Origin of the sequence: Porticoccus sp. Uisw_050_02 (assembly GCF_047729555.1) — a bacterium.
Classification (GTDB): Bacteria; Pseudomonadota; Gammaproteobacteria; order Pseudomonadales; family Porticoccaceae; genus Porticoccus.
In genome coordinates this window covers 771,670-785,405 of sequence record NZ_CP159825.1, presented here as the reverse complement: position 1 = coordinate 785,405, position 13,736 = coordinate 771,670, and the positions used below count along the sequence as shown (strand labels likewise).

Below are 13,736 nucleotides of genomic sequence, written 5' to 3'. Positions count from 1 at the left end.
ATGACGTTAAATAAACTCAACCAGGTGGTTATTTCAGTGGGATCGAATATCAACCCCTTGTCAAATATTAAAAAATCACAAAATATTTTATCTAAAGAGGAAAAATTTATTTATTCTGCTGACATTATTGAGACTGACCCTGTTGGGTATTTGGAGCAGCCTAATTTTCTTAATACAGCATTCTTGGTTGTTACATCCCTCGATTATGAAGAGTTTAATGCATACTTAAAAGATATAGAAGATCGTATGGGTCGCGAGAGAGGCTTAAATAAAGCCGGACCAAGAACAATTGATTTGGATATTATTGTATGGAATGGCAGGCTTTTGACGGATGACTACTACAGTTACGATTATGTCTCTATTCCAGTAAATCAAGTCATTGAGTTTGAGCGCATTGATATAAAAATTTAGTGAAATTTTTTAGTATTTCCTTATAATGCGCATCATTATTATTCTAATTAGAAATGGAGAAATATTGTGAAGGTACCTGTTCGTGTAGCTGTTACTGGAGCCGCTGGTCAAATTAGTTATTCTTTGCTTTTCCGAATTGCATCTGGGCAAATGCTTGGTGAGAATCAGCCTGTAATTTTGCAAATGCTGGAAATAACCCCAGCCTTAGAAGCTTTAAAAGGTGTAGCTATGGAATTAGATGATTGCGCTTTTCCTCAGCTCGAAGGTATGGTGTGTACAGATGATCCTAATGTTGCTTTCAAAGATGCAGATTATGCATTACTGGTGGGCGCTCGTCCTCGCGGCCCAGGAATGGAAAGAAAAGATCTGCTTGAAGCAAATGCGGCTATATTTTCTGTGCAAGGTAAGGCTATTAATGATAATGCTTCAAAAGATATTAAGATATTAGTTGTTGGTAATCCTGCAAATACCAATGCCTTGATTGCACAAAGAAATGCTCCCAATATTGATCCACGACAATTCACAGCTATGATGAGACTTGATCACAATCGAGCTAAAACACAAATTGCACAAAAAACAGGTAAGACGATTAACGATGTTACCAGTATGCTAGTTTGGGGCAATCATTCTGCTACTCAGTATCCAGACCTTCATCAAGTTAAAATTTCGGGTGAAACGGCTATGAACCTTGTTGATCACGCATGGTATGAGGAAGATTTTATCCCAACTGTGCAACAACGAGGGGCGGCTATAATTAAGGCACGAGGCGCCTCCTCTGCAGCCTCTGCTGCCAACGCTGCAATAGATCATATGCGTGATTGGGCGCTTGGGACGCCAGCTGATGATTGGGTAAGTATGGGTGTATTTAGTGACGGAAGTTATGGTATTACTGAAGGACTCATATACTCCTTTCCTTGTATTTGCAAAAATGGCGACTGGAAAATTGTTCAAGGGCTAGAAATTAACGAGTTTTCACGATCAAAAATGACTGCTACTGAGCAGGAATTGATTGAAGAAAGAGATGGAGTTAAACACTTGTTGCCGTAACATTTTTTTTAAAAGCGCCAAATAGGGCGCTTTTTTTAATCAATAAATAAATTTTATTTTAATTATCGCTGGTTAAGCATATAAAATATTGCATGAATTTTTTTGGATAACCGTTAAGATAAAAAAGCTTTAAAAACCAATCTATAGAAGAGGTGGGCGCATGAATTCCCCAAGAGTAGAAGAGCAGGCGCCAAGCTTTGAACTGCTAAATCAGTGCGGCGAAAGTGTCTCACTTGCTGAATTTAATGGAAAAAAAAATGTTGTCTTATATTTTTATCCAAAAGCAATGACACCAGGGTGTACTGTTCAGGCATGCGGGATAAGAGATAGCGCATCTGAATTCCATGATTTTGATACTGTAGTGCTAGGCATTAGCCCTGACGCGTTCGCAAGACTTGCGCGCTTTGAGGAGAAGCAGGGGTTAAATTTTAATCTGTTGTCAGATGAAGATCATGTTGTGACTGAGTCTTATGGATGCTGGGACATGAAGAAATTTATGGGTCGAGAGTACATGGGAGTTCTAAGAAAAACATTTATTATTGATAAAACTGGAAAGATATCACTAGTGATGGATAAAGTTAATACTAAAACACATCACCAGGATGTATTATTATGGATAAAAAATAATTTATCTTAACGGATCCAAAAATTTTCAAGCAGTTATTAAAGTTCTCGGCTTAACATAACCCAAATTACTAACTAAGGAAATTCAATGTCACTAGATCTTCTCCATGCTGTACTTGCAGCCCCTGTGCCCGTAGCGCAAGAACAGAACCCTCTTTATACGCTCTTGATGTTCGCTGGTTTATTTGCGTTTATGTATTTTCTCATTATTCGCCCTCAAAAAAAGAGAGCAAAAGAACACAAGGAGCTAGCGGCATCATTAACCAAGGGTGATGAAATTGTTATGAATAGCGGGTTGCTTGGAAAAATATCTTCGCTAGACGAAGAATATATCACGATCCAGGCCGCTAATAACGTTGAGTTGAAATTTCAAAGAGCTTCGGTGCATGCTGTGCTTCCAAAGGGCACCATAAAAAAAATCTAATTAATTAAGGTCACTTTTGCGGCTTTAATTTCGTGGATATGTAGCTACTTAAGTGCTATTTTGGTTACAAGTATTCGGATCGAATGTAGTTTTTGGCAGCTATTTCTCTGTCGTTCTGAAGAAGAATTTTTTTAGAATTGAGCCGAGGGTGCATATAAAGTGCCAGTAAATTTTGGTGATAAGCTAGTAATAGCAATTTCCTCCCGAGCATTGTTCAACTTGGATCAAAGTCATAAAGTCTATCAAGAACACGGCCTTGATGCTTACTTTAAATATCAAGTTGAACATGAAGATGAAATTCTTGAGCCAGGCGAAGCTTTTCCTCTTGTCAAAAAACTATTAAGTATAAATGAAAATCTAGGTGGAGAGCCTAGAGTAGAAGTTATACTTTTGTCTAGAAATTCCGCAGACTCTGGCTTACGAGTATTTAACTCCATACAGCAGCATCAGTTGAATATTACTCGTGCAGCTTTTTGCGGGGGTGAAAGCCCGTATCGTTATGTAGCAGCTTTTGGATGTCACCTTTTTTTGTCAAACAATGCAGAAGATGTCCGTAATGCTTTGCGTAGCGGAGTGGCTGCCGCAACACTCATGGCATCTAACGTGAAAGAAAAACCTGGAGACGAAATTCGCTTTGCGTTTGATGGTGACGCTGTGTTATTTTCTGACGCATCAGAGAGAATATACAAAAAAGATGGGCTTGATGCTTTTACAAAAAATGAAAAAGTATCTGCAAGACAACCAATGGATGGCGGCCCTTTTAAGAATTTTCTCTATGCGCTACAAGCACTACAAGCAGAATTTTCAGAGAAAGCCTGTCCTATCAGGACTGCCTTGGTTACTGCTCGATCTGCTCCAGCGCATGAGCGAGTAATAAGGACTCTTAGGGCTTGGGATATTCGTATTGATGAGTCATTGTTTCTTGGTGGTTTAGAGAAGGGTCAATTTCTGAAGTCTTATGGCGCAGATGTATTTTTCGACGACCAGCAAAAACATTGTGACTCAGCCAAGTCTCATGTTGCTACAGGGCATGTTCCTCACGGTATTGCTAATGAAGAAAACAGCTAGTTCATTTGTATCAAAATATTATGAATTTAAATCCTATTCCCAGCAAAATTGAGGCTAGAACTGGTTGCAGCACATGGCTGGGAATTTTTGCTGCTAGCTTTGTCCCTAGATGAATGGCAGGCAATGAGCCTATTAGCAGGCTTGCCAATAAAACCAGATCAACGTTACCCAGCAGGAATAAATGGCTTAGTCCTGCTATCAAGGTTAAAGGAACTGCGTGAGCAATGTCTGTTCCTATTACATGTAATGCAGGCAACTTAGGGTACAAAATCATTAGAAGAGCAGCGCAAAAAGCACCAGCACCAACTGAAGATAGGGTCACAAAAACTCCTAAAATAACACCAACACTAAAAGTTATCTTTTTTGTATGCTTCTGAAAAAAAGAACCCACCGCACCGTGTGGTTTATCAGACACATCCTTTAAAAATCGATTGAATAATATGACTAAAGCGGTAACCACAAGCATCACCCCAAGACTTGTGGTTAATAGCGGTCGATAGTCTTCTGCATTGGTAAATACTTTGCTAAGGAGGATAACGGTGATGATTGATGCTGGAATACTTCCGGCAGCCAAACATGCAACGAGATCCCACTGGACGCTTTTTTGTCGAGCGTGCGCAATAACTCCGCTCGATTTGGTGATGGAGGCGTAAAGTAAATCTGTTCCAATAGCTACGTTATAAGGTATACCAAAAAGGATGAGAAGGGGGGTCATGAGTGAACCCCCACCAACGCCTGTCATGCCTATAACAAGTCCAACAAAAGCACCTGAAGCTACGTATAGTAGAAAATCCATCAGTATTTAAGTTTCCATATCTACATGAAAGGCTGGCAACTTTACCAATTTATAACTATTACTTCAAAGTAATAGTTTTTTATATTTTTTTGGTTGTTGTTCTTAAAAGGCATTCATTAGGACATCGTCACGATGAAATTGAATTACTTGAAGATTTTAAAGAAAATTTAGGTCTGGATTATCATTAAGAATTTCTTTAAGTTGATCTTCTTCTGTAATTTTTTGACCCAAGACCTCCTTTACAAATTTGAAGTATATTGTATAGACTTCAGGCGACCTACCTTCCTTCTCGACAATAAAAAAAGGTGCTCTATCAGCGCTATATAGTGCTGCTAGAACCATTCCGGGTGAGCTGGGGTCACGCTCGTCAGCAATTATCACTTGATCTATGAACTGATTTTGGTCTGCAGCATTAATTTTATCTTGTACTTCCTTGCATTTTTTACAGAAATTTCCATCTAGTTGAATTTTTTTCACGAAGGTGATTTTCATGGTGTATGTCCTGAGCCATAAATTACCAGGTTGTATTTACATGGTTTTTATTTTTTTGTATTAACCTCATGTAGGCCGCATTCTTTTGCAGTTGCTTCCTCCCACCACCATCGACCTTCTCTCTCATGCTGACCTGGCCCTGTAGGCCTAGTACATGGCTCGCATCCAATACTTACAAAGCCTTTGTCATGTAGCTCGTTGTAGGGCAAATTATTTTGGCGAATATACGCCCAGACTTGCTGAGATGTCCAGTTTGCTAGAGGGTTAAATTTCACTAGTTTCTCTTGGGGGCGAGAAAAAGCCATGTCATCCTGAATTACGGGAATAGCAGATCGAGTCCCTGGGCTTTGATCGCGCCTTTGTCCTGTAATCCAGGCATCTAAAGTTAGAAGCTTGCTACGCAATGGACCTATTTTACGAATACCACAGCATTCTTTGTGGTCATCTTTATAAAAGCTGAACAAGCCTTTTTCGCGAACTAGATTATTTAGTGCCATTGTATCTGGAAATACTATGTCAATTTTAACTGAATAGTGGTCTCTAACTTTTTCGAAAAATCGATAAGTTTCTGGATGGAGTCTTCCTGTATCAAGAGAAAAAATTTGAACTTTTCCAGGAGAGATCTTATGAGCCATGTCTATCAGGACTACATCTTCAGCACCGCTAAAAGAAATAGCAATATTTTTAAATTTACTTAAGGCGTAGGCCATGATTTCTTCTGGAGCTTGCCCTGAAAGCTGCAGGTCTATATCTACTATTGGTAAAATTTGATCTGACATTGAATTATTTTATATCCTATGAAGATAAATAATGTTGAAATGATACCAGAGCTAGGACTAAAGAAGAATAATCAGATGATGTATGATTAATATATTATTTCTTTATAACAGTTTTATCTTTTAATGTTGTTAGGATCTTATTGCGCTACTTCCTTGAACTGGATAAAGTGGCGAATTATGGTTTTCTTTTTTCTGCTTAACTGAGGAATAGTTTGTGGAGATTGCATGTTTGGATCTGGAAGGTGTGTTGATCCCAGAAATTTGGATCGCATTTTCTGAAAAAACCGGTATTAATGAACTCAAAAGAACTACGCGCGATGAGCCTGATTACGATGTGCTGATGAGGTATAGGTTGGATGTCCTGAAAAAAAATGGTCTTGGTCTGACTGAAATTCAGGAAGTTATTGAAACTTTGGCCCCGCTTGATGGGGCAAAAGACTTTGTAGACTGGTTGCGCGAGCGCTTTCAGGTTGTAATTCTTTCAGATACTTTTTATGAGTTTGCACAACCGTTGATGAGGCAACTGGATTTTCCAGCATTATTTTGTCATACGTTAGAGGTTGATGAAAATAATAATGTAGCAGGCTATGCGTTACGGCAAGCCAACCCTAAACGCCAAGCAATTGTAGGTTTCAAGAGCATGTACTACCGCACTATTGCGGCGGGTGATTCTTATAATGACACCACCATGCTAGCTGAAGCAGATGTGGGAATTTTGTTTCATGCTCCTAAAAAAGTAATTGATGAATTTCCTCAATTTCCTGCAGTAAACGACTTTGAGGCGCTAAAAAAAGAATTTATCAAAGCAAGCAATCGAAACTTGAATTTGTGAGACGTTTTTTAATTGTAAACTCTTATGGTCGATTGTTAGTCTCTTGAATTGTATTTGATTTTATCAGCAAGCTGATTTTATCAAATATTTCTTGATATTCGTCTGCTGCATTTGAATCTGCAACTATACCTCCGCCTCCCCAGCAATGGAGACGTTCTCCGTCAGATATAAGGGTGCGTATGGCAATACTGGTATCCATTTTTCCAGTTATGCTTATGTAGCCTATGCTTCCGCAGTATACTGATCGCTTGCATGACTCAAGCTCATCAATTATCTCCATAGCTCTTTTTTTTGGTGCTCCCGTGATAGACCCCCCGGGAAAGCAGCGGCGAAGTAGGGATATGGGTGTTTCATTTTTGCGAATAAGGCCTGTGATTGTACTTACCAGATGGTGAACATTTTCAAAGCTCTCGATCTCGAATAATCTCGGCGTTTGTATTGAGCCAGGAATACAAGATTTTCCTAGATCGTTTCGCAATAGATCTACAATCATTAGATTTTCAGCTTTGTCTTTTTTGCTATTAATAAGTTTTGTGATCTGAAGAATGTCATCTTCTTCTGTGACCCCACGACTGATCGTACCTTTGATGGGCTTAGTTTCCACTTTATTTCCATCTAATTTTATAAAGCGCTCTGGCGAGAAGCTCAGGATTGCTTGTTTTGAGTCTCCTAATTGATAGTAACAGCTGTATGGTGCCGGAAGGCTTCTGCGTAATTCTTTGTAGAGCTCCCAGTTGTCTGCTTTGAATTCTGCAGAAAAGTGTTGGGCGTAGTTAACCTGATAGCAGTCCCCAGCAAGAATATAGTTTTTTACTTTGGCAATAGCAGACATGTAGCAATCTTTCTTGGTGGTCGATATAAAATTTCTATAAATATTTTTTTCTTTTTTATAAATATCTTGTGATTTATTGTTAATGCATTTTATTACTTCTTTTCTTAATGACGACAAACAATCAGCATTAAAAAATAGCCAAGATTTTTTAGAAAAATGGTCTAGAACTAAAGCCCATTGATAGTGACCAATCCTCATATCCGGAAGACTGTCGAGTTTCGGTGGTTGATCTCGCATAGGTTGGTCTAGATCATAACCAAAATAACCTGCCAGACCGCCTATAAACGGATAGTCGTCATAATGCAGCCCTGTCTTTTTTAGCGATAAAAATAACTGCTCACACAAATCAAAGGGATTTTCACTGGAGATGGTTGTGCTTTGGGTTGTAATGATTTGAGTTTCTTTCCCTCTTGTTTCCAAAACTACTGATGGGCTCGCAGTGATGATATCAAACTGACTGCTTGAATAGGCGGGCCTTCCTGCATCTAACCATATGGCATCCGGCAAGTGACGAATTGATGCAAAAAGATCTTCAGCGCTTTGCTGGTAGGGGAGATTAATGATTTCAACGTTCTGCATGATGCAGTAGTTTACGTTACTTCTTTTTAATTTCAATCATGATGAGGCTTTATGACTCTTGGTCTTTACAGAAGGCCACAGAAAGTAAAAAATAGACTATGCAAATTAAAGAATAATAAAAACACTTCTTGGCAGAAGGCAGTGTTTTTGACCTTAGGAGAGCATATGAACTATTCAACCCCCAATCTGTGTGATGAATACTTTGAGCTAATAGATGTTTTAGAACCCATGATGACTAGTTATGGTGGCAGAGATTCTTTTGGCGGAGAAATTGTTACAATAAAATGCTATGAAGATAATTCACTAGTTAAAGAAAATGCGGGGAAATCGGGTCATGGAAAAGTTTTAATTGTTGATGGGGGAGGCTCATTGCGTCGAGCATTACTAGGGGACTTGATTGCAGGTGATGCATGCAGGAATGGATGGGAAGGTATGATAATCTATGGATGCGTCCGTGATGTAGACGCTTTGGTTACAATGGATCTGGGTATTCAGGCAATAGGTAATATTCCAGTAAAAACTGAAAAACGTGGTATTGGCGATCTAAATATTCCTATAACATTTGGGGGTGTAACATTTAGTCCTGGCGCATATGTCTATGCTGACAATAATGGCATTATTGTATCCTCGACACCGCTATCTTCTAGTGCGACCGAATAACTAAAAGTTAACCAAAAACAATAAAAAGGCTGCTTGCGCAGCCTTTTTATTGTTCTTATGTGGCTACACTATGAATAAATTAAAATTGATTCATAGTGTTGTCTTTGCCTGAGGCTTTCAGTGCAGCCTCACCAGCAAAATATTCTTTATGGTCATCACCCATATCAGATCCAGCCATATTTTGATGCTTGACGCACGCAATGCCTTGGCGTATCTCTTTTCGCTGCACTCCAGCGACATAACCTAGCATGCCCTGGTCTCCAAAATAATCTTTTGCTAGATTATCAGTAGAAAGCGCTGCTGTATGATACGTCGGCAGAGTGATCAAATGATGGAAAATGCCCGCTTCTCTTGCCGCATCTGCCTGAAATGTACGTATTCTTTCATCTGCTTCTGCAGCTAACACGGTTTCATCGTAATTAATGCTCATAAGATCATCGCGATTGTATGATGAAATGTCCTTACCTTCAGATAGCCATAGATCGTATATTTGTTGACGGAAATTTAATGTCCAATTAAATGATGGACTGTTGTTATAAACAAGCTTTGCATCTGGGACTTGTTCTCTAATGGCGTTGACCATTGCGCCAATTTGAGCAATATGAGGCTTCTCAGTTTCAATCCATATTAGGTCTGCACCATTTTGCAGAGAGTTTATGCAGTCTAGTACACAGCGAGCCTCTCCTGTTCCTTCTTTAAACTGAAATAGATTAGACGGAAGGCGTTTAGGGCGCAAAAGCTTCCCACCTCTATTGAGGATAACATCACCATTTTTCATTGAGTTTAAAGAAACTTCTTCGCAGTCAAGAAAGGAATTGTATTGATCGCCTAAATCTCCAGGCTCTTTTGTTACAGCAATTTGTTTAGTTAGACCAGCACCCAAGGAGTCAGTGCGAGCAACAATAACTCCGTTGTCCACCCCAAGCTCTAAGAATGCATAACGCACAGCACGTATTTTGGCAAGAAAGTCCTCATGAGGAACAGTTACTTTGCCGTCTTGGTGACCGCATTGTTTTTCGTCAGAAACCTGATTTTCAATCTGAATACAGCAAGCCCCAGCTTCAATCATTTGTTTTGCCATCAGATACGTAGCTTCAGCATTTCCAAAGCCAGCATCGATATCAGCAATAACAGGAACAACGTGTGTTCTATGCGTATTGACCTGCTCTTGTATATCTTTAACTAAGGCTGAATTGTCAGTATTCCGCGCAGCATCAAGTTGACGGAATAGTCCACCAAGTTCACGCGCATCGGCTTGACGCAAGAAGGTATAGAGTTCTTCAATTAGACTGGCTACCGATGTTTTTTCATGCATTGATTGATCGGGAAGGGGACCAAACTCTGATCGAAGAGCAGCAACCATCCACCCAGACAGATATAAATAACGACGATCTGTGTTTCCAGCAAAGTGTTTTTTGATGGAGATCATTTTTTGCTGACCGATAAAGCCATGCCAACAGCCTAGTGATTGAGTGTATTTGGAGGAATCTGCATCGTAGGCAGCCATATCCTTACGCATTATATCTGCTGTATATTTTGCAATATCCAGACCGGTTTTGAATTCGTTTTGGGCGCGCATCCTAGCAACTGACTCTGGATTAATTGCGCTCCATCCACTTCCATTACTTTTTCGTAACGATTCAACAGCATCAATATTTTTAGTGTAGTTCGACATTTGAGATCCTTGGTCTTAGAAGAATTAGAATTATGATTAATATTTCATAAATTATACCGATCGACCTATTATTTATACACTATATGATAATTATTATGAGTATTTTTTACATGAATGTTTATATGTGGCAATAAGACTATTATTTATGTATTGTATGGATGTTAAATTAAGTATTTACTAAATGAATATACATAAACATTATGGTATGAATACATATGACTATGCGTAATATAGATTTAAATTTATTAGTTTTTTTGGATGTGCTCCTTAAAGAAAGAAATGTAACCCGGGCGGCAGAAAGTTTAGGTATCAGCCAACCGGCTATGAGTAATGGACTTAGGCGTTTACGCGACCTGTTTGGCGATCCTTTGTTGGTGAGAACAAGTGATGGTATGAAGCCAACAGAAAGAGCAGAGATGTTGCAACCAATGGTACGAGATGTTCTTGCTTCTGTTGAGAAAGCTGTAGAGCCAAGTCAGGAGTTTGATGCAGCCGCAGCTGACAGAGTCTTTAGGATCTCTGTTAGCGACTATACTGAATCTACTTTATTGCCTCATTTGATGCGAAGACTTCGCTCGGAGGCCCCGAATATTACTCTAGATGTATTGACGCCGAGCGATATCAGCTATCAGGATGTAGAGCAGGGGACAGTTGATCTTGTTATCAATAGATTCGATGTTTTGCCGCAATCCTTTCATCAGATGACAGTATGGCGAGATACTTTTTCATGCCTCTTGAGCCACCACAATCCAATAGTAAATAATTTTAATCTGGATTCTTATTTAGATTCTGGACATGTCTGGGTAAACAAAACAGGCATGGGTGTCGGTGTGGGCATGGAGCCGGGTGCTACAAAAACTCTTGGGTGGGTCGATGAAGCTCTCTTCAGCATAGGAAAACAAAGACGAATACGAGTATTTACAAGACACTATCAAGCTGCAATGCGTTTAGCAGAGCTGCGTGACCTTATTGTGACTCTTCCTACAAAAGCCGCCAGACTGCTTGCAGATAACCCGAATGTCGTAATTTTTGATCCACCTTTCTCGATTCCTGAGATAGAGTTAAAAATGGCTTGGAGTCCTCTAGTACAGCATAATCCAGCGCATCAGTGGATACGCCGATTGATTGCTGATGTTGCAAAAAAACTAGATTAATTTTTATATTGCTATGTAAGGCATCATGTAGTTTATTCGCATAAAAAATAACGGAAATAAAGTTAGTTAAGTTGATTAATGCTTAAAAATTTCCATACAATTAAACTTTTATTTAATTCTTACTTATAGGATCAATTATGGCGGAGCGTATTAAGGTGGCTGGCTTGCAGGTCGATAATTCAATTTACAGTTTGGTGAATAACGATATTATTCCAGGAACATCTTTAGATATAAGTGCTTTCTGGGAATCTTTCGCTGATATTGTTAGCAGGTTTTCTCCATTAAATAAGCGCTTATTGGCTAGACGTGATTTATTACAACAGGAGATAGATTGCTGGCATCAGAAAAATTTTAATCAGTTTTTTGATTTTTCTTCCTATAAGAAATTTCTGCAGGAGATCGGTTATTTGGTTCCAGTCGGCCCTGATTTTAATATAAACACAAAGGGTGTGGATCCAGAAATTACTTCTCAAGCGGGACCTCAGTTAGTTGTACCTGTAATGAATGCTCGTTTTGCATTAAATGCTGCTAATGCGCGATGGGGCAGTTTGTACGATTCACTCTATGGCACTAATGTAATCGCAGAAGAAAATCATGCGCAGAAAACAAAACAGTATAATCCCGAACGGGGCGCTAAGGTGGTTCAGTATGGGAAGGAGTTTCTTGATAGATCTATCCCTCTAGCCGGAGGCTCGCATATTAATGTTACAAAATATTTTCTTCATGATGGTGTGCTTCAGGTAGAACTAGAAGATGGTATTGTTACTGGTCTTTTGGATCCTTCCCAATTTTGTGGCTATGCCGGAGAATCGGAATTACCAGAAATTTTACTTTTTAAAAACAATGGATTGCATTTTGAAATTCAAGTTGATAGTAATACAGAAATAGGCAGGTCTGATCCTGCTGGAGTTAAGGATATTCTAATAGAAGCAGCCTTAACGACAATTATGGATTGTGAAGATTCAGTTGCAGCAGTTGATGCCGAAGATAAGGCTTTGATTTATCGTAACTGGTTAGGGCTAATGAAGGGCGACCTAGAGGAAACCCTGACAAAAAACGGAAAGACTCTGATTAGAAGGATGAATCCTGATCGTACATATAAGCAATTTAATGGCGAACCCTTGATTCTTTCTGGACGAAGTCTGCTTTTTGTGCGTAATGTCGGCCATCTGATGACTAATCCTGCTATTTTGGACTCAAAAGGTAATGAGGTTCCTGAAGGGATTATGGATGCCGTTATAACCAGCTTGATAGGTATGCATGATATCCAGGGAAGGGGGGCATTTTGTAACAGCAAAACAGGGAGCATCTACATTGTTAAGCCTAAAATGCATGGTCCTGAGGAGGTAGCCTTTACAAATGATCTCTTTGATGCGGTTGAAGATGCTTTAAGTCTTGATCGCAACACGTTGAAGGTTGGGATTATGGACGAAGAACGACGAACTTCTGTTAATTTAAAGGAATGTATTCGTGCTGTTCGAGATCGCGTTGTATTTATTAATACAGGATTTTTAGATAGAACAGGTGATGAAATCCATACAAGTATGGAGGCGGGCGCTTTTGCCCCAAAAGGACAGCTTAAAACTATGCCGTGGATATCAGCTTATGAAGACCAAAATGTTGATGTAGGCTTAGCCTGTGGTCTTGCGGGTAAAGCGCAAATAGGTAAAGGGATGTGGGCGGTTCCAGAAAATATGGCTGATATGATGCAGCAAAAAATCAATCATCCTTTGGCGGGTGCAAACACAGCCTGGGTCCCTTCTCCTACGGCAGCGGTCTTACATGCTTTGCATTATCACGATGTAGATGTTTTTGCCCAACAAAAGCTTTTGTCTAAGCGTCCAGCCGCTAATATTGATGATATTTTGACAATACCTTTGCTTGAGGAAGAACTGTCTTCAGATAAAATTGAGAAAGAGTTAGAAAATAATGCTCAGGGGATATTGGGGTATGTTGTTCGCTGGATAGATCAAGGTGTGGGTTGCTCAAAAGTGCCAGATATTAATAATGTTGGATTGATGGAAGACAGGGCTACACTTCGCATATCAAGTCAACACATAACAAATTGGATCAGACATGGAGTAACTACCGAGCCTCAAGTCCTAGAGGTGATGAAGCGCATGGCCCAAGTGGTCGACCAGCAGAATGCTAGTGATCCTTTGTATCAAAAAATGTCACCAGGATTTGAGCAAAACACAGCTTTTTCTGCAGCCTATGATCTTGTCGTTAAGGGGGCCAAGCAACCGAGCGGTTATACCGAACCTCTTTTGCATGCATACCGAAAAAAATCAAAGATCCTTAGTTTGGCAAGCATATCGACAGCCGAGCTAGAGGAGTAACTGGCATGTTTGCGGATAATGTGG

General features: G+C 39.6%; 14 protein-coding genes. 9 read left to right on the top strand and 5 right to left on the bottom strand.

Translation table 11 applies throughout. From position 1 onward, the window contains the following. The 5 genes from folK (at position 1) to ABXT41_RS03750 (ending at position 3,574) form a co-directional block, all read left to right on the top strand. Positions 1–411 carry a 2-amino-4-hydroxy-6-hydroxymethyldihydropteridine diphosphokinase gene (gene folK / locus ABXT41_RS03770; RefSeq protein WP_415390193.1) on the top strand — a complete coding sequence of 137 codons (411 nt, stop codon included), beginning with the start codon at positions 1–3 and terminating at the stop codon, positions 409–411. 66 nt (positions 412–477) lie between these two features. Further along, positions 478–1,458: a malate dehydrogenase gene (locus ABXT41_RS03765; protein ID WP_415390192.1), complete on the top strand. Its 981-nt coding sequence runs from the start codon at positions 478–480 to the stop codon at positions 1,456–1,458. A gap of 160 nt (positions 1,459–1,618) precedes the next feature. Further along, positions 1,619–2,095 (top strand): thioredoxin-dependent thiol peroxidase, encoded by a 477-nt coding sequence (gene bcp / locus ABXT41_RS03760; RefSeq protein ID WP_415390191.1) that lies wholly within the window; start codon positions 1,619–1,621, stop codon positions 2,093–2,095. Between the two features lie 75 nt (positions 2,096–2,170). After that, on the top strand, positions 2,171–2,506 hold the full coding sequence (yajC, locus tag ABXT41_RS03755; RefSeq protein ID WP_415390190.1) for a preprotein translocase subunit YajC: 336 nt from the start codon (positions 2,171–2,173) through the stop codon (positions 2,504–2,506). A gap of 159 nt (positions 2,507–2,665) precedes the next feature. Beyond that, positions 2,666–3,574, top strand: a complete 909-nt coding sequence (locus ABXT41_RS03750; RefSeq protein WP_415390189.1) for a 5'-nucleotidase — start codon at positions 2,666–2,668, stop codon at positions 3,572–3,574. Between the two features lie 10 nt (positions 3,575–3,584). On the opposite strand, the gene ABXT41_RS03745 is transcribed toward ABXT41_RS03750, so the two are convergent. The 3 genes from ABXT41_RS03745 to ABXT41_RS03735 all read right to left on the bottom strand — a co-directional run bounded on the left by ABXT41_RS03745 (position 3,585) and on the right by ABXT41_RS03735 (position 5,641). Beyond that, entirely contained in the window at positions 3,585–4,370 is a 786-nt protein-coding gene (locus ABXT41_RS03745; RefSeq protein ID WP_415390188.1) for a sulfite exporter TauE/SafE family protein, read from the bottom strand. A gap of 156 nt (positions 4,371–4,526) precedes the next feature. Continuing rightward, positions 4,527–4,862, bottom strand: a complete 336-nt coding sequence (locus tag ABXT41_RS03740; RefSeq protein WP_415390187.1) for a hypothetical protein — start codon at positions 4,860–4,862, stop codon at positions 4,527–4,529. A 47-nt stretch (positions 4,863–4,909) separates the two neighbouring features. Next, entirely contained in the window at positions 4,910–5,641 is a 732-nt protein-coding gene (locus ABXT41_RS03735; RefSeq protein ID WP_415390186.1) for a phosphoadenylyl-sulfate reductase, read from the bottom strand. 214 nt (positions 5,642–5,855) lie between these two features. On the opposite strand from ABXT41_RS03735, the gene thrH reads away from it, so the two are divergent. After that, a complete protein-coding gene (gene thrH / locus ABXT41_RS03730; RefSeq protein ID WP_415390185.1) occupies positions 5,856–6,473 on the top strand; it encodes a bifunctional phosphoserine phosphatase/homoserine phosphotransferase ThrH in 618 nt (205 codons plus the stop codon). 22 nt (positions 6,474–6,495) lie between these two features. Here the strand turns inward: thrH and pabB are convergent, their stop codons facing one another. Then, the gene (pabB, locus tag ABXT41_RS03725; RefSeq protein WP_415390184.1) at positions 6,496–7,884 is read right to left on the bottom strand and encodes an aminodeoxychorismate synthase component I; all 1,389 of its coding nucleotides are present in this window, start codon (positions 7,882–7,884) and stop codon (positions 6,496–6,498) included. Between the two features lie 165 nt (positions 7,885–8,049). Here pabB and rraA point away from each other — a divergent pair, with 165 nt between their 5' ends. After that, a complete protein-coding gene (gene rraA / locus ABXT41_RS03720; RefSeq protein ID WP_415390183.1) occupies positions 8,050–8,544 on the top strand; it encodes a ribonuclease E activity regulator RraA in 495 nt (164 codons plus the stop codon). A 79-nt stretch (positions 8,545–8,623) separates the two neighbouring features. On the opposite strand, the gene ABXT41_RS03715 is transcribed toward rraA, so the two are convergent. Continuing rightward, positions 8,624–10,219 carry an isocitrate lyase gene (locus ABXT41_RS03715; protein ID WP_415390182.1) on the bottom strand — a complete coding sequence of 532 codons (1,596 nt, stop codon included), beginning with the start codon at positions 10,217–10,219 and terminating at the stop codon, positions 8,624–8,626. A gap of 215 nt (positions 10,220–10,434) precedes the next feature. Here ABXT41_RS03715 and ABXT41_RS03710 point away from each other — a divergent pair, with 215 nt between their 5' ends. Both ABXT41_RS03710 and ABXT41_RS03705 read left to right on the top strand, forming a co-directional pair. Next, positions 10,435–11,373, top strand: a complete 939-nt coding sequence (locus ABXT41_RS03710) for a LysR substrate-binding domain-containing protein (protein WP_415390181.1) — start codon at positions 10,435–10,437, stop codon at positions 11,371–11,373. Between the two features lie 137 nt (positions 11,374–11,510). Beyond that, positions 11,511–13,712: a malate synthase G gene (locus tag ABXT41_RS03705; RefSeq protein ID WP_415390180.1), complete on the top strand. Its 2,202-nt coding sequence runs from the start codon at positions 11,511–11,513 to the stop codon at positions 13,710–13,712. The last annotated feature ends 24 nt before the right edge of the window (positions 13,713–13,736 follow it).

Bases quoted from the DNA above. Each gene is read 5' to 3' on its own strand.
- folK (WP_415390193.1), top strand. From the start codon at position 1: ATGACGTTAAATAAACTCAACCAGGTGGTTATTTCAGTGGGATCGAAT.
- bcp (WP_415390191.1), top strand. From the start codon at position 1,619: ATGAATTCCCCAAGAGTAGAAGAGCAGGCGCCAAGCTTTGAACTGCTA.
- yajC (WP_415390190.1), top strand. From the start codon at position 2,171: ATGTCACTAGATCTTCTCCATGCTGTACTTGCAGCCCCTGTGCCCGTA.
- ABXT41_RS03745 (WP_415390188.1), bottom strand. From the start codon at position 4,370: ATGGATTTTCTACTATACGTAGCTTCAGGTGCTTTTGTTGGACTTGTT.
- ABXT41_RS03740 (WP_415390187.1), bottom strand. From the start codon at position 4,862: ATGAAAATCACCTTCGTGAAAAAAATTCAACTAGATGGAAATTTCTGT.
- ABXT41_RS03735 (WP_415390186.1), bottom strand. From the start codon at position 5,641: ATGTCAGATCAAATTTTACCAATAGTAGATATAGACCTGCAGCTTTCA.
- pabB (WP_415390184.1), bottom strand. From the start codon at position 7,884: ATGCAGAACGTTGAAATCATTAATCTCCCCTACCAGCAAAGCGCTGAA.
- rraA (WP_415390183.1), top strand. From the start codon at position 8,050: ATGAACTATTCAACCCCCAATCTGTGTGATGAATACTTTGAGCTAATA.
- ABXT41_RS03715 (WP_415390182.1), bottom strand. From the start codon at position 10,219: ATGTCGAACTACACTAAAAATATTGATGCTGTTGAATCGTTACGAAAA.
- ABXT41_RS03710 (WP_415390181.1), top strand. From the start codon at position 10,435: ATGACTATGCGTAATATAGATTTAAATTTATTAGTTTTTTTGGATGTG.
- ABXT41_RS03705 (WP_415390180.1), top strand. From the start codon at position 11,511: ATGGCGGAGCGTATTAAGGTGGCTGGCTTGCAGGTCGATAATTCAATT.